16 protein-coding genes are annotated in these 20,254 nt (G+C 64.4%); 9 read left to right on the top strand and 7 right to left on the bottom strand.

The genetic code is table 11. The features are described 5' to 3' along the window. Nucleotides 1-268: 268 nt before the first annotated feature. From PM1_RS03355 to PM1_RS03345, 3 genes are all read right to left on the bottom strand, one after another. Entirely contained in the window at nt 269-991 is a 723-nt protein-coding gene (locus tag PM1_RS03355) for an HNH endonuclease (protein ID WP_009613094.1), read from the bottom strand. Between the two features lie 64 nt (nt 992-1,055). After that, complete coding sequence (locus PM1_RS03350; RefSeq protein ID WP_009613097.1) at nt 1,056-2,834, bottom strand: ATP-dependent nuclease; 1,779 nt, start codon at nt 2,832-2,834, stop codon at nt 1,056-1,058. Between the two features lie 400 nt (nt 2,835-3,234). After that, nucleotides 3,235-3,441 (bottom strand): hypothetical protein, encoded by a 207-nt coding sequence (locus tag PM1_RS03345; protein WP_009613098.1) that lies wholly within the window; start codon nt 3,439-3,441, stop codon nt 3,235-3,237. 160 nt (nt 3,442-3,601) lie between these two features. Here PM1_RS03345 and PM1_RS03340 point away from each other — a divergent pair, with 160 nt between their 5' ends. The 5 genes from PM1_RS03340 to PM1_RS03320 all read left to right on the top strand — a co-directional run bounded on the left by PM1_RS03340 (nt 3,602) and on the right by PM1_RS03320 (nt 5,911). Next, nucleotides 3,602-3,850, top strand: a complete 249-nt coding sequence (locus PM1_RS03340) for a hypothetical protein (RefSeq protein WP_009613099.1) — start codon at nt 3,602-3,604, stop codon at nt 3,848-3,850. A 51-nt stretch (nt 3,851-3,901) separates the two neighbouring features. Further along, the gene (locus tag PM1_RS03335) at nt 3,902-4,414 is read left to right on the top strand and encodes a hypothetical protein (RefSeq protein ID WP_009613100.1); all 513 of its coding nucleotides are present in this window, start codon (nt 3,902-3,904) and stop codon (nt 4,412-4,414) included. A 184-nt stretch (nt 4,415-4,598) separates the two neighbouring features. After that, the gene (locus PM1_RS03330) at nt 4,599-5,072 is read left to right on the top strand and encodes a hypothetical protein (RefSeq protein ID WP_009613101.1); all 474 of its coding nucleotides are present in this window, start codon (nt 4,599-4,601) and stop codon (nt 5,070-5,072) included. Nucleotides 5,073-5,201: 129 nt separating this feature from the next. After that, nucleotides 5,202-5,462, top strand: coding sequence for a hypothetical protein (locus PM1_RS03325; RefSeq protein WP_009613102.1), 261 nt, complete (start codon nt 5,202-5,204; stop codon nt 5,460-5,462). Between the two features lie 104 nt (nt 5,463-5,566). Further along, nucleotides 5,567-5,911 carry a hypothetical protein gene (locus PM1_RS03320; protein ID WP_009613103.1) on the top strand — a complete coding sequence of 115 codons (345 nt, stop codon included), beginning with the start codon at nt 5,567-5,569 and terminating at the stop codon, nt 5,909-5,911. A gap of 15 nt (nt 5,912-5,926) precedes the next feature. On the opposite strand, the gene PM1_RS03315 is transcribed toward PM1_RS03320, so the two are convergent. Beyond that, nucleotides 5,927-6,847, bottom strand: a complete 921-nt coding sequence (locus PM1_RS03315; RefSeq protein WP_009613104.1) for a LysR family transcriptional regulator — start codon at nt 6,845-6,847, stop codon at nt 5,927-5,929. A 158-nt stretch (nt 6,848-7,005) separates the two neighbouring features. On the opposite strand from PM1_RS03315, the gene PM1_RS03310 reads away from it, so the two are divergent. Both PM1_RS03310 and PM1_RS03305 read left to right on the top strand, forming a co-directional pair. Beyond that, the gene (locus PM1_RS03310) at nt 7,006-8,697 is read left to right on the top strand and encodes an AMP-binding protein (protein WP_009613105.1); all 1,692 of its coding nucleotides are present in this window, start codon (nt 7,006-7,008) and stop codon (nt 8,695-8,697) included. Beyond that, nucleotides 8,694-11,966, top strand: coding sequence for a carboxyl transferase domain-containing protein (locus PM1_RS03305; RefSeq protein ID WP_009613107.1), 3,273 nt, complete (start codon nt 8,694-8,696; stop codon nt 11,964-11,966). The genes PM1_RS03310 and PM1_RS03305 overlap by 4 nt, the downstream gene beginning before the upstream one ends. A gap of 572 nt (nt 11,967-12,538) precedes the next feature. On the opposite strand, the gene PM1_RS03300 is transcribed toward PM1_RS03305, so the two are convergent. The 3 genes from PM1_RS03300 to PM1_RS03290 form a co-directional block, all read right to left on the bottom strand. After that, on the bottom strand, nt 12,539-13,870 hold the full coding sequence (locus PM1_RS03300) for an OprD family porin (RefSeq protein ID WP_009613109.1): 1,332 nt from the start codon (nt 13,868-13,870) through the stop codon (nt 12,539-12,541). A 276-nt stretch (nt 13,871-14,146) separates the two neighbouring features. Next, nucleotides 14,147-16,804 (bottom strand): bifunctional diguanylate cyclase/phosphodiesterase, encoded by a 2,658-nt coding sequence (locus PM1_RS03295; RefSeq protein ID WP_009613111.1) that lies wholly within the window; start codon nt 16,802-16,804, stop codon nt 14,147-14,149. A gap of 255 nt (nt 16,805-17,059) precedes the next feature. Then, nucleotides 17,060-18,094 carry a LacI family DNA-binding transcriptional regulator gene (locus tag PM1_RS03290; RefSeq protein ID WP_009613113.1) on the bottom strand — a complete coding sequence of 345 codons (1,035 nt, stop codon included), beginning with the start codon at nt 18,092-18,094 and terminating at the stop codon, nt 17,060-17,062. Nucleotides 18,095-18,298: 204 nt separating this feature from the next. Here PM1_RS03290 and PM1_RS03285 point away from each other — a divergent pair, with 204 nt between their 5' ends. Together PM1_RS03285 and PM1_RS03280 are read left to right on the top strand one after the other, a co-directional pair. Next, on the top strand, nt 18,299-18,820 hold the full coding sequence (locus PM1_RS03285; RefSeq protein WP_024128099.1) for a gluconokinase: 522 nt from the start codon (nt 18,299-18,301) through the stop codon (nt 18,818-18,820). A 74-nt stretch (nt 18,821-18,894) separates the two neighbouring features. Then, complete coding sequence (locus PM1_RS03280; protein ID WP_009613115.1) at nt 18,895-20,247, top strand: GntP family permease; 1,353 nt, start codon at nt 18,895-18,897, stop codon at nt 20,245-20,247. Nucleotides 20,248-20,254 lie beyond the last annotated feature (7 nt).

The raw sequence follows: 20,254 nt of genomic DNA, 5'->3' as shown, positions 1-20,254 counted from the left end.
CTTGGGGTGCACGGGACTGCAAGGATTAGAGTAGGGTAAATAAATCTGTCCCCATTTCTCTGCGCACGTCGCTCCCGCAGTGAAGCGGCGGTAGAAGAAGAGTGCAGGGCAGACCATTCAACGATCAGCCCTGCTACCGATACCCACCCCATCGACTGATCACGTCCAGGACGTCACCAGTTCCGCCCAAAGAATCCTTGCAACCCTGAGCTAAGACACCGAAGCAGATTTCGCGAGCCGATTGATCAATCGTTAGGCTTTCAAAGAGCTATTGAATACAGGAGGTTATAGGCCCTGAAACGTCGCATCCAATGTCATCTCTAAGAATTTTTAGTTGCCGCCCTACTTTATTGCGCAAAATATCTAGGTGTTGGTCGAATAGTTTTCTGTTTATTGAAAGCTCGTTCATGAACTCTCGGTGAGCATGGGTGATGGAAGTTAAGGTCTTCTTTATCTTTGCGTCCGAATCTATATGTTTTGTAATTTTAATAATTTCTTTTCTGATCTCATCGACTGATATCATGACATGATCTTGATTTTCGATGATGCAATCTACGAAGTAAATCCCCCTAGTAGATATTAAGTCCACGGCATCTTGTGCTGCTTTTCTGTTAGTAGATTGCCTATATATTAGAGGGAACGGGCTTTTGTGAGTCCTCAACAGGATTGATATTGTTTCTTCATGCTCTTTTTTCCATTCAAGTAGCTCACTTACAGAGTAATCGGCGCCAAGGTTCTTATCTATAAGCGTATGGCAGCTTGCGCACAACCATAGGCCATTTTCTATTCCGTCAACACTTATAGGAGGGGTTGCGCTATACCTAGCTGCGCCGGGCTTCTCTCCATAGATATGTGCCGCTTCCCCAAGCTTGTTTTTAAGTGATGGATTTTTGGTTGTCGGCCCCACAGTTAGGGCGTTGCATTCGGGGCTACTGCAAATATAAGCAGCTCTGAATGCGATGATTTCCGCTAGGGAAGCTTTGAAAGGCATGGGAATATCCTTGGTCTGTGAAGCTTTTGTTGTGGCATGGTTCAGCTTATGGTGATTCTCATTGTTAAGACTGCATGTCTAGCTCTATCACTAAGCGGAGTTGCTCAAATAGTATTGTGAAGCTTTCGAAGCTCTCTGCCGGCTGGTTTGAAATCCACCTAGAAAATCGCTTCTTAGAACTTTTTTTAACTTTTTTTGATAGATAGGAGTATTCAGCTGGGAGCTGGGCTGAAAATAATTCGCTTAAGTTTATGGTGGCGGGTAGTTCGGGGTCGTTAGCCTTCGCTATCCGATTTTCTAACTCAATTACTTCCTCAGCTAATGCTCTAGCGATAACTCTAGAAGGAAACATGAATTCAATCGGGACCGGCAGGCTAATGCTTCCGCCAAGCTCCATGTTGATGTTGCTTTGAATTTCGTCAAAACCTGCAGGTAGGGGGAGTAGTCCAACATATACACGTCGATCATGTGACACCTCTAGAAAGTCGGTCTGATCAATAGGCGTGGCGTCAGAAAACTCCTTGATCTGCTTGCGCCCCTCTTGGTCTCTGTCGAAAATCCCAATGACTGGGTGAGGAAGTTCTTTGGATAGAAGTTTTGCGGACTTTAGATATGGCGGAATATTTGTTGCGCCATCAGCATAAAGTATCTCAAAAAATGGTTGCTCCCCAGGGAATAGTTTCTGGAACGCAATGTCCATGATATCTTTGTCGGTTACCCCCTCAACTATTATATGGGGGATGTTATGCTGGAGTAACTCTTCGTCCAGTCGGATGACCGTGCTTTTTAATGACTCTATCTGCTCGAAGGCTTCTTTTGCCCTAACTGCCACTAGGGCTGCGACACCAAGCTTTCTGTCTACGAGGTCCTGTGAGGAAACTTCCTCAACTATGGTTTCTACACCATGCTCACGCATTTCTTGAGATACGTACCACTTGGAAGTAAGAGGGCCGGAAAGGTCATAGAATGCTGGCGAGTGCGTAGTTAGAAAAACTTGGTTTTCTACGCAGAATTCTTCGCTGAATTGCTTGGCTAAATCAAAAGCTGGGCCCAGTTCTAGAGAAGTTTCGGGTTCTTCATAAGCCCATATATGATGCGTCTTTGTGTGCTTTGCAATGAAGTCAAGGATGTATGGAATGTGTCTACTTTGAATTCCATCTCCTCTTTTTTGCAATGGAACGTTGTATCCACTGTATTCTGTGGAGAAGTCTAGGGCGTTAAACAGTACTCGCAGATTTGTCGGTGGCTGGATATTGCTATCTATGCCAACGCCCCTTTTAATCTGATCACTCATCTCCAAAGTGTTTTCGTTGAGCACGTTCATTAAATCAATTGTTGAATCTATCAGGCCTGCCTTTTCGTCTTCCAGCAGTGCATCGTGTAATAGTGTTAGAAAATGACTGAATATATCCCGCCCCCGAATTGCGGGGATGTAGTGGAAGGATATTTTGTTTAGGAATCTAGCAATAGCCGTTATGGGAAGCCCTTTGGGGTATATGGTTTCCGGTTGGTCTGAGTAACGATTCCAAACCTTCTTTATTGAAAATTCTTGCGGGAGGGACTTCCAGTCAAGAAAGTTCATGAAGTGAACTTTTACCCATATTGTTGCGCGTCCCTTTGCGTCCCTGGCTTCTTGCTCGCGCTTTCTGGTTAGATCATCAAGAAAATAGAAGTCCTGGGTAATTTCTGTTTTGTTATTGAAGAATAAATTTAACGCTTTTAGAAGGTTTGATTTTCCGCTGTCATTTCCGCCGACCAAGATGTTTAAGTCGTTTAAGTCTTTCAGATCGACCGAGTAAACAGAGCGAAAATATCTAATCTCTACCTTTTTAATAATCTTCATCTTCCTTGATTTCCTCCGCTCCTGCTAAATGCAATATTCTTCAAAGAGACCACCGTTTGGTGGCTTTCTAGTAACGTTGAATGCTACCTATGCGTAGCTTCCATTTTCTCGGTGATTGGCATCAATGTGCCATGCGTGGCAGCGATGAAGAAAGCCGGCTTGAGGAAAAACGTCGAAAAAATGTCAAAATCGCTTGCTGAGACTTGCCTCCAATGCCCTGAATGGCACCGCTGAAGGCCCGGTTTTACTGCTATTGACCAAAAAAGCCCATCAACGACCACGGGAAAAAACGGGTTCAAATCCCCCCGACTCACAGATCAGGCACTTACGCTTCGCACTAAGTGGCTTCGTGCCCACAGGATCGCTGACAGCCTTCCCCTCCTCCGCCCAAGGCTCCTGCCTATTTCCTACACGTCGAAACACTCTGCTTGCCACTGAGCTGCGCAGCGAAAAGCCTCCGCAGATCGACCAGGCAGATACCGGCAATGCTCCGACTCGGCAACACGCCAGCCTCGATCCACTCGGCTACCACCTCGTCAGGCAAAACACACATCCCGCCAAAGGCTTCGATGGTGCACAGGTCGAGATTCAGGTCTGGTTGGTTCATAACACCCACTCCTTAATGGCTTTCTTCCACACCCATAGCCTTTGCTGCACTATGGCGGCTTATGGACGACTCATCTCATGAACTATGTTCATGCACATAGTCAAAATACCTTCCAGGCCTATGCTTTGTACATAGTCCAAAACAATCAGTTACCATTTGAATGAGCATCACCGAGAGAGCACTTCGACTGATAAGCCAGAGCAACCTGAGCGAACTGACGCGCGCAGGCGACACGGACTACAACCGCTGGGTCAGCATCAAACGCGGGAGGGCGCGGGTCGGCGCCGATGAGGTGGAAATCCTCGGCAAGGTCTACCCGCACTACCGCTGGTGGCTGAGCACGGGTGAAGTGTTGCCGGAGATCGGGCAGACAAGCCCTGATCACGACCAGGCCAACCCTGCGGGCTAGGGATATCCACAAGGTTCGATCACAGGAAGTGCGGCAAGGAACGCGGCAGGTATGGCAAAGCGCGAAATCGACGAGCAACTGAAAAGCCTCAGCCTCGACATGGACGAGGAAATAGACGATCGCAACGAACGTCTCGGCCGCAGGCTGGCCCCTACCCGCCGCGCCCATCAGCCGATGGACCCCAGCCATGCCATCATCCTGGCCGCCTTCATCATCGTGGGCGGTATCTGGGGCGGAAAGCTGCTTTACGACTACATCCAGGAGCAGCGCATCAAGGCCGCGCTCAATGACGCCGGCCTCTACCTGCAGCAAGCCATGCGCCAGGCCGAACGGGACTCGCAAAAAGCCCAGGCCGAGTTGCGCCGACGAGTAGCGCAGGAAGAAGAAGCTCTGCGACAGCAGAAAGCCGAGCAACTCGCCCAGGCTCAGGCGGAACAGGCCAGGGTGGCGCAGGAGAAACGCTTCGCGTCAGCGCAGTGTCAATTCTGGTGGCAGCAGCATGAGCAGCATCCAACCGAGAGAACTGCGCAGAAAAAGGCTGAGGCGTGCGCAGGTGGTAATTGAAAGCGGACGTACTTCGGCATCGAGTTCGGTCCACATGAATCGACCACCCTCCTTTTCCTCTTCCGCTTTCGCGCCCCTTCCAAGCGAAGTATCCGAACCGATACCAAGCCGCTAACAAACCCCACTAAAGGTTTCCCTGCGAAGGCCGCCATGCCGGGTATCCATCACGATCCGGAGCCTTCCGATGTCCAGCATCTCGTCCGTCAGCAACATGAATCTCCGCTTCACTTCCACCTCAAACTCATCCACCGCCACCGCGTCGACGAGTGACGACAGCAGCACCGCCTCTAGTGCAACGAGCACATCCCAAACCAATGCAAGCGGTTCGGCGCAGGGTGCTGGCGGGGCCGGTGGCGCCGGAGAAAGCGGTAGCAGTTCCAGCAGCACCTCGGACAGCACGCTGGAGAAACTCAAGGAGGCGGTGGAGCAGGCGCAGAAGGAACTGCAGGAAGCCGAACAGGAACTAGCCAAGGTCAGCCAGAGCGGCGGCAACCAGACCGAGGAGGAGAAGCAGGCCCGCCAGGTTCAGGAGCAAGCTGCCCGGGCGCGGGTTGCGACCGCCAGCGCTGCGGTGGCGACGGCCTATGCCGCCTACTCCGAGGCGCTGACGGAGTCCGGCAGCAGCACCAGCGGGACCGGGGTGAATACCACGGCTTGAAAGCGAAAAAGGGGGAGTATTCCCTTCTGGCACAGCCTGGGGCAGCGACACCGCCGCCAGCTCTGGCATAATCCCCCCATTCAGCCGATGGACTCGGCGCTCGCTTTCATCAACGACACGGAGGTCGCCATGCGCGCCATCAAGACCGTTCTGTTCCACCTGCTCTACACCTTCCGCGGCCTGGTACGGCTGGTCTGCAAGCTCCTTTCCGGGCTGTTCCTGTTCGGCTTCATCTTCGGCCTGTTCGCCATCGCCGACCGCGACGGCATGGTTGGCGGCACCTTGAGCATGCTGGTGTTCTGCGTCGGCTTTGGTGCGCTGGCGTTCTACTACGACGTGCTGCTGCTCAAGCTGAAGCCCGAAGGCATCGACCTGGTGCTGCTGCAGTAAGCGCTGCGCCGCTTCCAGAAGCCCTCGCCTCGTCGGGGGCTTTTTGTTGCCGGGCCTGTAATTACACACTGTGCTCCATCCCTCTCCCGCCACGAGGCAAGGCCATGGAAGTGCTCTGCGTCCTCATCCTGCTTTCGACGAGCTACTGGTATTTCAAGACCGCGCCTGCCGGCACCCCGATGGCCTTGCGGCTGATTTCGTCTGCCCATGGGGCGTGCGCGCTGTTGCTGTTTTCGCTCGCGCTCGTCATCGGGTTCGGCGGTTGGCATCGGGAGGTGAATGGGCAACTGTTCGCCTGGCTGCAGTTGCTCCCCCTGGCCTTGATAGCCTTGACCTTCTGGTCGTTCCGCGGCCCCAGGGCGCTTCATTGGCTGCAACTGCTCAACGTCCCGGCCACGCTGTGGCTGGCGCTGATCGACAGCATGCTGGTCAGCGGGAAATGGCTTTAGGCGTAGCCACCAACCTCAACGCATCCGCTTCACCACCTCCATCAACTGCCCGCGCAGCCACTGGTTCCCGGCCTCGCCATCGGCGTGCCGTGACCAGTAGAGGTTCAGCGTCACCGGCGGCAGTTCCAGGGGCATTGGCAGCAGGCGGTTGCCCAGGCCGCGGTTGAGCAGTTCGGCGTAGCGTCTGGCCATGGTCAGCAGGCAATCGCTTTGCGACACCAGCAGCGCGGCCGACAGGTAGTGCTGGCAATGCTGGCGTACCTGGCGGGTCAGGCCGAGTTGGCCGAGCGCCAGGTCTTCTATGCAGATGCCGCGGCGTCGCGAGGTGACGGCGACGTGTTCGGCGGCCAGGTAGCGCTCTGCCGTCAGTTCGCCGGTGAAGGCCGGGCCGGCCATTACGCACAGGTCGTCGCGCCACAGTTGGCGGTGGCGCAGGGTGGCGTCGGTGGGGCGGGCGATTTCGATGGCGAAGTCGATGCGGCCGGCGGCCAGTTCCTGTTTCAGTTCCGCCCAGTGCACGCTGCTGCTGCGCACGCCGACCTGCGGGGCGGTGCGCTGCAGGTGGTCGAGGATGCCCGGCAGCACCACCGGCTCCAGTTGCTCGGGCATGTTCAGGTGGAAGGTGCGCTGGTCGCGCTGCGGGTCGAAGTCCTGGCGGCGGATCACGCTGCGGCGCAGGCCGTTCAGGGCGTGCTGGATGTCCGGCGCCAGCTGTTCGGCCAGCGGTGTCGGCGCCACGCCGCGGCCGTGGCGGACGAACAGCGGGTCGCCGATCTGTTCGCGCAGGCGCGCCAGGGCGTGGCTGACCGCCGACTGGCTCAGGTGCAGGACATCCGCCGCGCGAGTCAGGTTGCGCTCGCGGTAGACCACCTCGAAGACGCGGAACAGGTTCAGGTCCAGACGACCGAGCGTCGACCATTCATGTGCTTGATTCATGCCGATCACCCTCTATCCCCAGCCGCTCCAGCCTAGCAGCGACCCCCACTGGAACAACCATGCATAGCGTTCATGGATATCGATGAATAGGCGTCAGTTCTTTCGCTCTCCCCGGCTTTTTAAGATGCAGCGCAACAAGAACGACAAGAGTGCCCGCCATGAACGAAGCCCGTTACCTCCAGGCGCTGCATCGCCTCCAGGCCGCCGCCTGGCCAGCCGGCACGCCGCGCGAGCCGCACTACCCGCATGGGCAGCAGCCGCTTGGCGAATACCTGCGCACCTGGGCGCGCCTGAAGCCGGAGGCGCCCGCGCTGGACTTCTACGGCCACAGCCTGGCCTGGGCCGAGCTGGACCGCCTGGCCGATCGCTGCGCCGCGTTGCTGGCCGAGCTGGGCGTGCGCCCCGGCGAGCGCGTCGCCGTATTCCTGCCCAACTGCCCGCAGTTGCACGTCGCCTTCTACGGCATCCTGCGCGCGGGGGCGGTGTACGTGCCGGTCAGCCCCTTGTCGAAGGCGCTGGAGCTGGGCTACCAGCTCAACGATAGCGGCGCCGAAACCCTGCTGTGCTTCGACCAGTTGCTGCCGGTCGTGCGCCAGGTGCGCGGTGAAACGCCGTTGCGCCGGCTGCTGGCCACCAGCCTCAGCGAGCTGTGCCCGGCCACGCCCAGCCTGCCACCGCCCGACATGCTGCTGGCGCCGAAACTGGCCGGGGACGACTTCGTCGACTTCCTCCCGGCCCTGGAGGCCTGCCGGGGGCCGGTGCCGCAGCACCAGGCGCGGCTCGACGAGGTGGCGGCGCTCAACTACACCGGCGGCACCACCGGCCTGCCCAAGGGCTGCGTGCATACCCACGGCGACATGCTCTACACCTGCGCCAGCTACCTGTCGGTGGCGAACCGGCTGGAGCAGGACAGCGTACTGCTGAACTTCCTGCCGGAGTTCTGGATCGCCGGGGAGAACGGCGGCCTGCTGTTCCCGGTGTTCGCCGGCTGCCGGCTGGTGCTGCTGGCGCGCTGGGACGCCGAGGCCTTCATGGCCGCCGTGCAGCGCTACCGCGTCAGCCACTGCACCCTGCTGGTCGACAGCGCCGCCGAGGTACTGGAGCACCCGAGGGTCGGCGAATACGACTTCTCCTCGCTGCGGGTGTCGGGCGCCATTTCCTTCATCAAGAAGCTGACGCCCAGCTACCGCCAACGCTGGCGCGAGCTGACCGGCACCACGCTGGTGGAAACCAGCTTCGGCATGACCGAGACCCATACCTGCGACACCTTCATCGTCGGCTTCCAGCAGGACGATTTCGACCTCAACAGCGCGCCGACCTTCGTCGGCCTGCCGGTGCCGGGCACCGACTTCAAGGTCTGCGATTTCGAAACCGGCGAGCTGCTGCCCCTGGGCGCGGAAGGCGAGCTGTGCATCCGCAGCCCGTCGCTGCTCAAGGGCTACTGGAACCGTCCCGAGGCCAGCGCCGAGGTGCTGCGCGACGGCTGGCTGCATACCGGCGACCTCGGCCAGATCACCGAGCGGGGCTTCATCCGCTACCTGGGCCGGCGCAAGGAGATGATCAAGGTGAACGGCATGAGCGTGTTCCCCAGCGAGCTGGAGGCGCTGCTCGGCCAGCACCCGGCGGTCCTCGCCAGCGCGGTGCTGGCCCGCCCCGACGAGCGCCGCGGCCAGCAGCCGGTGGCCTTCGTGGTGCTCAAGCCGGGCGCCGGCGAAAGCGCCGAGAGCCTGCTCGCCTGGTGCCGCGAGGCCATGGCCGTCTACAAGGTGCCGGAGGTCCGCGTGGTCGCAAGCCTGCCGATGACCGCCACCGGCAAGATCAAGAAGAACGAACTGGAGCCTCTGCTGTGACCCCGCCCTTCGCCAAGCTGCTGATCGCCAACCGTGGCGAAATCGCCATCCGCATCGCCCAGGCCTGCGCCGACCTGGGCATCCGCAGCGTCGCGGTGTTCGCCGAGGACGATGCCGCCAGCCTGCACACGCGCAAGGCCGACCTGGCCGTGCCGCTCAAGGGGCGCGGCGTGCCCGCCTACCTGGACATGGAGCAGTTGATCGCCATCGCCCGCGAACAGGGCTGCGACGCGGTGCACCCGGGCTACGGCTTCCTCGCCGAGAACCCCGGGTTCGCCCGCCGTTGCCAGGCCGCCGGGCTGACCTTCGTCGGGCCGGCGGCCGAGGTGCTGGAGCTGTTCGGCGACAAGGCCGCCGCCCGCGCCCTGGCCGAGCGCTGCGGCGCCCCGCTGGTGGCCGGCCTGAACCACTCCATCGAGCTGGCCGAGGCGCAGGCGTTCGCCGCGCAATACGGTGCGGTGATGCTCAAGGCCCTGGCCGGCGGTGGTGGCCGGGGGATGCGCGCCGTGCGCGATCCGGCGGAACTGGCCGAGGCCTACGCCCGCTGCCAGTCCGAGGCGCAGGCCGCCTTCGGCAATGGCGCGCTGTACGTGGAGCAGTTGCTGGAGCAGGCCCGGCACATCGAGATTCAGGTGCTCGGCGACGGCACGGGCGCCGTCAGCCACCTGTGGGAGCGCGACTGCAGCCTGCAGCGCCGCCACCAGAAGCTGGTGGAAATCGCCCCCAGCCCCGGCCTGGACGCGGGCCTGCGCGAGGCCATCATCGCCTGCGCCCTGCGCCTGGCCGGCGAGGTGGACTACCGTGGCCTGGGCACCTTCGAATTCCTGGTGGCCGACGGGCGCTTCTACTTCATGGAAGCCAACCCGCGAATCCAGGTGGAACACACGGTCACCGAGCAGGTCACCGGCGTCGACCTGCTGCACACCCAACTGCGCCTGGCCGCCGGCGCCACGCTCGGCGAACTTCATCTGGACAAGCCGCCCGCCGTGCGGGGCTGCGCCATACAGCTGCGGCTGAACCTGGAAACGCTCCAGGCCGACGGCAGCGCGCGGCCGGCCGCCGGCGTGCTGAGCGCCTACCAGCCGCCGTCCGGCCCCGGCCTGCGGGTGGACGGCTACGGTTACGCCGGCTATGCGGTCAGCCCGGCCTACGACTCGCTGCTGGCCAAGCTGATCGCCAGCGCCGGCGACTATCCCAGTGCCCTGCGCCGCGCCTACCGCGCGCTGTGCGAGTTCCGCCTGGAGGGCGTGGCGAGCAACCTGCACCTGCTGCAGAACCTGCTGCAACGCGAGGAGGTCGCCGCCAACCAGGTCGACACCCGCTTCGTCGAGCGCCACCTGGGCGAACTGCTCAGCGCGCGCGGCGAGAGCCACCCGCACCGCTATTTCAGCGGCGCCGGCAGCGTGGCCGAAACCCGGCGCCAGAACGTCGATGCGCCGCCCGGCACCATCGCCCTGAACGCGCCGAGCACCGGTGTGGTGGTGGCCCTGGCGGTCGCGGAGGGCGACAGCGTGGCCGCCGGCCAGACCGTCGCCGTGCTGGAGGCGATGAAGATGGAGTTCGAGGTCAAGGCCAGCAGCGGCGGCATCGTCCGCCTGTTGGCGGCGGCCCCGGGCGATGCGCTGGCCGAGGACCAGCCGCTGCTGTTCCTCGAACCGGCCGAGGTCGAGGGCGGCGCGATGCTGAGCGAGCAGGCCGTCGACCTCGCCCACATCCGCGCCGACCTGGCCGAGGTCAGGGAACGCCACGAGCGCCTGAGCGATGCGCGCCGCCCCGCGGCGGTGGCCAAGCGGCGCAGGACCGGCCAGCGCACCGCCCGGGAGAACCTGGCGGACCTGCTGGACGAAGGCAGCTTCAGCGAATACGGCGCCATGGCCCTGGCCGCGCAGCGCCGGCGCCGCTCCACCGAGGAGCTGCTGGAGCTGAGCCCGGCCGACGGCCTGGTGGCCGGCATCGGCACCGTGGGCGCCGCGCGGTTCGGCGAGCAGGCGGCGCGCTGCATGGCCATCGCCTACGACTACACGGTGTTCGCCGGCACCCAGGGGGTGATGAACCACAAGAAGACCGACCGCCTGCTCGCCCTGGCAGCACAGTGGCGCCTGCCGGTGGTGCTGTTCGCCGAGGGCGGCGGCGGCCGTCCGGGGGACACCGATTTCGTCGGCGTGGCCGGGCTGGACTGCCACACCTTCGTCAGCTTCGCGAAGCTCTCGGGGCGGGTACCGACCGTCGGTGTCGTGTCCGGCCGCTGCTTCGCCGGCAACGCCGCCCTGCTCGGCTGCTGCGAGGTGATCATCGCCACCCGCAACGCCAGCATCGGCATGGCCGGCCCGGCGATGATCGAGGGCGGCGGCCTGGGCAGCTACACGCCGGAAGAGGTCGGCCCGACCAGCGTGCAGGGCCCCAACGGGGTGATCGACGTGCTGGTGGAGGACGAGGCCGAGGCGGTGCGGGTGGCCAAGCAGTACCTGGCGTACTTCCAGGGCGAGACGGGCGACTGGCAATGCGCCGACCCGCGCGAGCTGCGCCACGTGATCCCGGAAAACCGCCTGCGCGTCTACGACATCCGCCGGGTGATCGAGCTGCTCGCCGATCAGGGCAGCGTGCTGGAGCTGCGCCGCCAGTTCGCCCCCGGGCTGGTCACCGCGCTGGTGCGCATCGAGGGCAAGCCGTTCGGCCTGCTCGCCAACAACCCCGCGCACCTGGGCGGCGCCATTGACGCGGTGGCCGGCGACAAGGCCGCGCGCTTCATGCAGCTGTGCCAGGCGCGCGGCCTGCCGATCGTCTCGCTGTGCGACACCCCCGGCTTCATGGTCGGCCCCGAGGCGGAAAAGCAGGGCACGGTGCGCCACGTCTCGCGCATGTTCGTCACCGCCGCCAGCCTCAGCGTGCCCTTCTTCACGGTGGTGCTGCGCAAGGGTTACGGCCTGGGCGCCCAGGCGATGGCCGCCGGCAGCTTCCACGCGCCGCTGTTCACCGCCGCCTGGCCCAGCGGCGAGTTCGGCGCCATGGGCCTGGAGGGCGCGGTGCGGCTGGGCTTCGCCAAGGAGCTGGGCGCGCAGCCGGACGAAGCCGCGCGCCAGGCGCTGTTCGACAAGCTGGTGGCCAAGGCCTACGAGAGCGGCAAGGCGCTGAACATGGCGAGCTACCTGGAGATCGACGCGGTGATCGACCCGGCGGATACCCGCGCCTGGCTGCTGCGCGGCCTCAACGCCGCCTCCGGCGCCAGGCCCGCGGAGGCCGGCGGGCAGTCGTTCATCGATACCTGGTAACGACGGCAGCTGGGTGAAATCGCGCCGGTGGTTCCGGTTATCGAGGACAAGGGCACGGCCTCTCGTAGGATGGCGTTGAGCGAAGCGACATCCATCGCCATGGCAGCATGGGTTTCGCAAGCTCAACCCATCCTACGAAGAGCACCTCGGCGCAGCCTGCAAGACCACGCTCTACGACGCTGTCGTAGGATGGCGTTGAGCGAAGCGACATCCATCGCCATGGCAGCATGGGTTTCGCAAGCTCAACCCATCCTACGAAGAGCACCTCGGCGCAGCCTGCAAGACCGCGCTAGGTGGAGGAGAAACACCGTCGCAAAAAAAAGCCGCCCCTGGCGGAGCGGCTGGAAGGACGTTGAATTGAGCAATCACGATTTAATCAACGTCAGGAGCAGGGATTCGGGAATAACCGCTGTGCGGCGGGCCGAATCGGATGGGTAATACATTAACGACCAGCCGGCGTCAGATAAATTCCCTGTCCTGGGAAACACCTTCAGCGAAAACGTAACAATCTGCGGGGAACTCTTGGGGAAGCTGCGTTCATCGCGCGGCAACTTCCCCAAGAAAGAAGCGCCTCAGAGGATCGACAGCGGGTAGTCGACGATCAGCCGCAGTTCGTTGTTGTCGTCCTCGGCCTGGTCGGCGTTGCCGCGGTGGAAGGCCTGGCGCAGGCGCAAGGACAGGTCCTTGGCCGGGCCGGACTGGACCACGTACTTGGCCTCCAGGTCGGTTTCGTGGTGGCTGCCGTCGCGGCCGTATTCGTAGCCGCGGTACGAGCTGTCGGCGGCCATGTGCTCGCCGTTGATGTTGGTGCCGTTGATGTAGCGGGCCATGAAGCTCAGGCCGGGCACGCCGTAGGTGTCCATCGCCAGGTCGTAGCGGGCCTGCCAGCTGCGCTCGCCCGGGCCGTTGAAGTCGGAGTACTGCACCGAGTTGGCCAGGAAGATCGAGTCGCCGGCGGCGCCCGCGCCATTGTCGCCGAAGCCCACGTAGTCGAACGGGGTGTCGCCCTGCACCTTCTGGAAGGCCAGGGTCAGGGTGTGCGCCTGCAGGAAGGAGTAGGCGGTGGCGAACGACCAGGCGGTGTTGTCGATGCGCCCGGCCTTGGCCTGGCCGTAGTCGTTGGTGCGGTAGATGTTGAAGTCGAAGCCCAGCGACTGGTCGCCGCCCAGCGCCAGGCTGTAGTTGGCGTTGCCGTAGTACTGGCGCCAGATGTCTTCCAGCTCGGCGGCGTAGAGCGACACGCTCAGGTCCGGGGTGATGGCGTAGCGGCCGCCGACGAAGTCGGCGCTGTCGGCCTCGACGTTGGCGTAGGTGGCCCAGATGCCGCCGGTGTGGCTGGTGGTCACCGGGCTGGTGCCGGCGGTGTAGTGGCCGGCTTCCAGGTCCAGGCCCTGCAGCTCGCTGCTCATCAGCGCGAAGCCCTTGGCGGTCTGCGGCATCAGGCGGGTGCCGCCGGCGGCGAAGACCGGGGCGGTGGGCTGCATGTCGCCGAATTTCAGCTCGGTCCTGGAGATGCGCACCTTCAGCGCGCCGCCGGCCTTGCCGTAGTCGTCCTCGGGGTTGCCGTGGCGGTCCACCGGGAGGTTGCCGCTGTCGGCGGTGCCGGAGCCGCCGTCGAGCTTGATGCCCAGGTAGCCGAAGGCGTCGACGCCGAAGCCGACGGTGCCCTGGGTGTAGCCGGAGCTGTAGGTGGCGAAGATGCCCTGGGTCCAGTCGCGCTGGTCGTCGGCGCCGTTCTTGCCGTCGTGGTTGTAGTAGAAGTTGCGCAGCAGCAGGTCGAGGTGGCTGTCCTCGAGGAAGCCCTTGGCGTCGGCCTGGTCGCTGACGAAGGGTTCGGCCTGGGCCAGTTGCATGGCGGCGGTGGAAACGGCGAGCACGAGCATGCTGCGTTTGAGGTGCTTCATGGAGTTGCCCCTTGAGTCTTGGAGTGCCGGCCAGTGGTAAGCGTGATGGCCGACTTTTCTTGTAGGCAGGAACAAATGTTCGGCCATGCGTAACAGTCATGGTCGAGCGAACGTAAGTTTCTGTAGTGGAAGTACTTCCGCGCCCCGCTCTATTCCCCTGGCGGAGTGGGGACATGATGCCGGATCGAAGCGCTATTTGAATCCGGATATGGACAAAGGTCTTTTAACAAATACGTAACAATCACCCGACCTTGTCCGCGCACCACGCGGCGCGCCTCAGCTCAGGCCGAGGGCTTCCAGTTGGCGCTGCAGGCGCCAGTCCATCACCTGGGCGGCGCCCATCGGGCGGCCGAAGTGGTAGCCCTGGGCGATGTCGCAGCCCAGCCGCGCCAGGGCGGTGGCCGTGGCCGCGTCCTCCACGCCTTCGGCCACCACCTGCATGCCGAAGTTGTGCCCGAGGGCGATGGTCGACTGCACGATCATGGCGTCGAAGAAGTTGTCGGCCATGCCGGAGACGAAGGTGCGGTCGATCTTCAGCACCTGCACCGGCAGGCGCTTGAGGTAGGCCAGGGACGAGTAGCCGGTGCCGAAGTCGTCGATCGACAGCGTCACCCCCAGGTCGCGGATCGCCTGCAGGCTGCGCAGGGCCATCTCCGGGTCTTCCAGCAGGGTGCCTTCGGTGACTTCCAGCTCGACCAGGGAGCCGGCGATGCCGTGGCGGGCCAGCAGGCCCTGCAGTTCGCTGACGAAGTGCGGGTTGCGCAGGTTGTTGGCGCTGATGTTCACCGCCATGCAGGTTTCCAGGCCGTGCTCGCTCCAGGCGCGCAGCTGGCGCAGGGCCTCGTCCAGCACCCAGCGGGTGAGCGGGTGGATCAGCTCGGTGGACTCGGCCATGGGGATGAATTCGCCGGGCGGGATCATGCCGCGCTCGGGGTGCTCCCAGCGCAGCAGGGCCTCGAAGCCGATCACCTGGCCGTCGGCCAGGCTCACCTTGGGCTGGTAGTGCAGCTGCAGCCCGCCCTCGCGGATGGCCCGCCCCAGCCCGGTGTGCAAGGCCAGGCGCTCGGGGGTGTAGGTGTCGTCGCAGCGCTGGTAGAGCAGGAAGTCGCGGCGCCCGTGCTTGGCCTGGTACATGGCGATGTCGGCGCAGCGCAGCAGGTCGCCGGGGGTGTCGCCGTGGTCCGGGTAGAGGGCCACGCCGATGCTGGCCGACAGCTCCAGCTGGATGCCGCCGGCGGACAGCGGCTGGCGCAGCACCCGGGCGATGCCCTGGCACAGCCCGGGCACGCCGCGCTCGTCGTCCAGCTCGCGGGTGATCACCGCCATCTCGTCGCCGCCCAGGCGGGCGATGCCGGCCTCCTGGGTGCGCAGCCAGGCGCCCAGGCGCGCGCCCACCTGCTGCAGCACGCTGTCGCCGTGCTGGTGGCCGAGGGTGTCGTTGACTTCCTTGAAGCGGTTCATGTCCAGCAGCAGGATGGCGAAGCGCCCGCTGCCGCGGGCGATGCGCTGCTCGATGTGGCGGCCCAGCCAGTAGCGGTTGGGCAGGCCGGTGAGCGAATCGTGGTTGGCCAGGTATTCCTGCTCGGCGAGGTAGCGCTTGCGTTCGGTGATGTCGTGCAGCACCACCAGCAACAGCGCGTTCTGCTGCCAGCTGAAGCGCGTGACGTGGGCCTCGCAGTCGAACGGCAGGCGGGTGTCGCGGCGCAGGAACTGCCACTCGCTGTCCACCTCGCGCAGCTCGCCGCTGAGCAGCCCTTCGAGGTTGGCGCGGCTGGCCACCAGCGACAGGCGCCCGTCCGGCTGGCGCTCCGGCGACAGTTCCGAGGGCAGCAGGCCGATCAGGCGCTCCGGCGAGTCGACGCCGAACATGCTCGCGGCGCGTTCGTTGGTGGCGCGCACCCGGCCGTCCACGCCGATCAGCAGCACGCCGTCGTTGATGTTGGTGAACAGCTGGCGGTAGAAGCGGCCGTTCTGGCTGATCTCGCCGATCAGCCGGCGCAGCTGCCAGGCGGAAAGGCCCAGGGCCAGGGCGCAGATGACCAGCAGCACGGCGCTGAAGCCGGCGCGCTTGAGCCAGGGCAGCAGGTAGCTGGCCGAAGCCTGGCCGACCACCGCGTGGATCGGGAAGCTCGCCGAGGGCGCGTCGGCGAACAGCGACGGCTCGCCGCTGATGCTGCGGCCCTCGACCAGGGCGAAGTCCGGGCGGCCCAGGCGCGGGAACAGCGGCGACCACTCCGGCAGGCGGCGGCCGACGGAATTCAGGGTGTCGGGGGTGCGGTAGAGCACGGTGCCGAGGTTGTCGAACATGCCGGCGTTCATGTGCTCGGCCAGGCCCAGGCGGCGCAGCAGGTCGCCGACGCGGTCGGTGTCGATCAGCGCGCCGACGCGCTGGGTGCGGCCGTCGGCGCCGCGCTGGCCGACGTACATCGGCAGCAGGAAGGCGCCGTTGGGGCCGCGCAGCGTGTGGCCGAAGGCCGGGCGCTCGCTGGCCGGCAGGTCGCCCAGGGCGAGCAGCGGGCGCAGGTGCTCCTCGGCCGGCTGGCCGTGGCCGTCCACAGCGTAGAGGTGGCCGTCGCGGAGCACGAACAGGTAGGTCGACACCGGGTCGTAGCGCATCGCCTGCACCAGCTTCTCGCGCACCTGGCCGGCGTCGGCGACCTCGCCCAGGCCCTGCAGGTCTTCCGACACCGCGTAGATGCTGCCGTAGCTCTGCAGCAGCAGCGCGCTGATGTAGCCCTCCAGCGAGCGGGCCAGCGCCGAGAGGTTCTGCCGCACCTGGTCGGTGCTGCTGCGGTAGTCGCGGTACACGCTCCAGCCGCTCAGCCCGACCAGCAGGGTGAGGACCAGCAGCACGCCGGCATAGAAGAGCACGCCGATGCGCTGCCGGCGCGAGCCTCCCCGGGCGTGGGTGAAGACATCGAAATTGCTGGTCATGTAGATCCGTCTGTGACTGCAGCGAGAGTGTCGAACCCGGTTATGTCACTTAGCCATCATCCGATCAACCACCGGGCGGGTACCTGATGCCTATCGGCAGACCGGCGGCATTCCCCAGTACCGGCCGTCGAACGATGGGCGGGGCGCTCTGCAACGCGCCCCGCCGGCCGTGAAACAGGGCGACCGCAAGGCCCGGGAAATGAAGCGCGGCGGCAGCGGACGCAGCGAGATCGGCAGAAATACCCTGTGCATGCTTCAACTGCTCTCGCGCACCATCAGTTCGAAGCCCAGGTCCTGCACCGGCTCGGCGATCGGCCGCCCGGCGATCAGCGCCAGCAGTGTCTCGGCGGCGCGGCGGCCGATGGCCTCGCGCGGGGTACGGATGCTGGACAGGCGCGGCACCATGTAGGCCGAGCTGGGCAGGTCGTTGAAGCCGACCACGGCGACCTGCCGCGGCACTTCGATGCCCTGGCGCAGCGCCTCCAGCAGCGCGCCCTGGGCCAGGTCGTCGTTGCCGAAGAAGATGCCTTCCACGTCCGGCCGCGCGGCCAGCAGTTGGCGGAACAGCTCGCCGCCCAGGCCCACCGAGGACGGCCGCGGCGTCAGCATCTCCAGCGCCGGGTCGTAGCAGCCGGCCTTCTGCAGGGCGCGGCGGAAACCCTCACCGCGCAGCAGGGTGCGCTGGTCCAGCTGCGCGCCGACGTAGGCCAGGCGCTTGCGCCCGCCGGCCAGCAGGTGCTCGGCGGCGGCCATGCCCGCGGCGATCTGCGAGAAGCCCACGCAGTGCAGGCCGGGGCTGTGGTCCAGGTCCATCATGTAGACGCAGGGCACGCCGCTGGCCTCGACCATCCGTCGCGCGCTCTCGGTGCGCTCGAAGCCGGTGAGCAGCAGGCCGCGGGGCTGGTAGGCCAGGTAGTTGCGGATCAGGTCCTCCTCTTCGTCGCGCGAGTAGTGGAAGTTGCCGATCAGCACCTCCAGGCCCTGGGGCCGCAGCACGCCGTGGATGGCCTCCAGGGTGTCGACGAACAGCTGGTTGGACAGCGACGGCACCAGCACCACCACGCTGTGGCTCTGCGCCGAGGCCAGCGCCCGCGCCGCGGGGTTGGCCACGTAGCCCAGCTCGGCGGCGGCCTCGCGGACCTTCAGCACCAGCGCCTCGGCGACGCTGCTGACGCCGCGCAGGGCGCGGGAGGCGGTGATGGGGCTGACGCCGGCGCGCTGCGCCACTTCGTTCAGGGTGGGGCGGCCGCTGGCGCGGGAGTGCTTGTCGTTCTTCTTCTGCGAGGGCATCGGCTGGCTTGCCAAACGAAAATCGAGGCACTAAGGTAGCGCTGTCTCGCGAACCCGGCAATTGCCTGAAAGCCCCGGATCGCGCTGCGGCGGAAAAACCGCGGAGACCATACGCAAACACTAGAATGACAAGAAAGCGGAGGCAGCCCCATGCTCTTGGCTTCGACTTTTAAAGACAGCGCTGTCTCCCCACCGAGGTGCGATATGCTCCCCCCCATCCACGCCCTGCTGATCATGGGTGTCTCCGGTTGCGGGAAGACCAGCGTCAGCCAGGCGCTGTGCCGCGCCAGCGGCGCCCACGAGATCGAAGGCGACACCTTCCACCCGGCCGAGAACATCCGCAAGATGAGCGCCGGTATCCCCCTGACCGACGACGATCGCGCCGGCTGGCTGGCCACCCTGGCCGAGCTGCTGCGCCAGGCCGTGGCCGCCGGCCAGCGCCCGGTGCTGACCTGCTCGGCGCTCAAGCTGGCCTACCGCGAACGCCTGCGCGAGGCCGTGCCGGGCCTGGGCGTGGTGTTCCTCGAACTGCCCCGTGAGGAAGCCGCGCGCCGCGTCGCAGAACGCCCCGGGCACTTCATGCCGGCGACCCTGGTGGACAGCCAGTTCGCCGCCCTGGAACCGCCCCACGACGAACCGCTGACCCTCGCCGTCGATGCCACCCTGCCGGTGGAAATCATCGTCGAGCAGGCCCTGGCCTGGTGGCGCGCCCACGAGCCGGCCTGAACCGATTTTTGCCGCGCGCTGAAGACAGCGCTATCCCAAAACGCCCGTAAAAACAAAGACAAGGGAGCCCCGCCATGTTCGGTCTGTCCCACGACACCTACCTGCTGCTGGATGCGCTGGTCACCATCATCGGCCTGATCGTGCTGATCACCCGCTTCAGGATCCACCCCTTCCTCGCCCTGATCATCGCCGCCGGCTTCCTCGGCCTGACCTCGGGCATGCCCGTGGCGCAGATCGTCAAGGCCTTCCAGGACGGCTTCGGCGGGGTGCTCGGCTTCGTCGGGGTGATCCTCGCCCTGGGCACCATGCTCGGCAAGATGATGGCCGAGTCCGGCGGCGCCGATCAGATCGCCCGCACCCTGATCGACGCCTTCGGCGAGCGCAAGGTGCACTGGGCGATGATGCTGGCGGCCTTCCTGGTGGGCATCCCGCTGTTCTTCGAGATCGGCTTCATCCTGCTGATCCCGCTGGTGTTCATCGTCGCGCGGCGCAGCGGCGTGTCGCTGATCAAGATCGGCATCCCGCTGCTGGCCGGGCTTTCCGCGGTGCACGGCCTGGTGCCGCCGCACCCGGGCCCGCTGCTGGCCATCGGCGTGTTCGGCGCCGACATCGGCAAGACCATTCTCTACGGCCTGATCGTCGCGCTGCCCACCGCGGCCATCGCCGGCCCGCTGTTCGGCGCCTGGATCGCCCGGGTGATCCCCGGCAGCCCGTCCGAGGAGCTGGTGGCGCAGATCGCCCATGAGCCGGAGACCAGCAACCTGCCCAGCTTCGGCATCACCCTGCTGACCGTGCTGCTGCCGGTGTTCCTGATGCTGCTGAAGACCTTCGCCGACGTGCTGCTGCCCGACGGCCACGCCTTCCGCGCCTGGATGGACATGATCGGCCACCCGATCACCGCCCTGCTGCTGGCGCTGCTGCTGGCCCTGTACACCTTCGGCTACGCCCGCGGCTTCGGCTCGCAGCAGATCCTCAAGCTGCTCGACCAGAGCCTGGCGCCCACCGCGGCCATCGTGATGATCATCGGCGCCGGCGGCGGCTTCAAGCAGATGCTGGTGGCCAGCGGCGTGGGCGACGTGATCGGCCACCTGGCCGTGCACGCGCAGATTTCGCCGATCCTGCTGGCCTGGCTGGTGGCGGCGGTGATCCGCGTGGCCACCGGTTCCGCCACGGTCGCCACCATCACCGGCGCCGGCATCGTGGTGCCGGTGGTGGGCATGATCCCGGGGGTCAACCGCGAGCTGCTGGTGCTGGCCACCGGCGCCGGCTCGCTGATCCTCTCCCACGTCAACGACGCCGGGTTCTGGCTGGTCAAGCAGTACTTCAACATGAGCGTCGCCGAGACCTTCAAGACCTGGACGGCCATGGAAACCATCCTCTCCGTGGTCGGCCTGGTGTTCATCCTGCTGCTTTCGCTGGTGGTCTGAGGACCAC

The organism is Pseudomonas sp. M1 (assembly GCF_022760135.1).
GTDB lineage: Bacteria > Pseudomonadota > Gammaproteobacteria > Pseudomonadales > Pseudomonadaceae > Pseudomonas > Pseudomonas citronellolis.
Note: the sequence above shows the minus strand (reverse complement) of the source record. Positions and strands in the feature narration are given on the sequence as shown.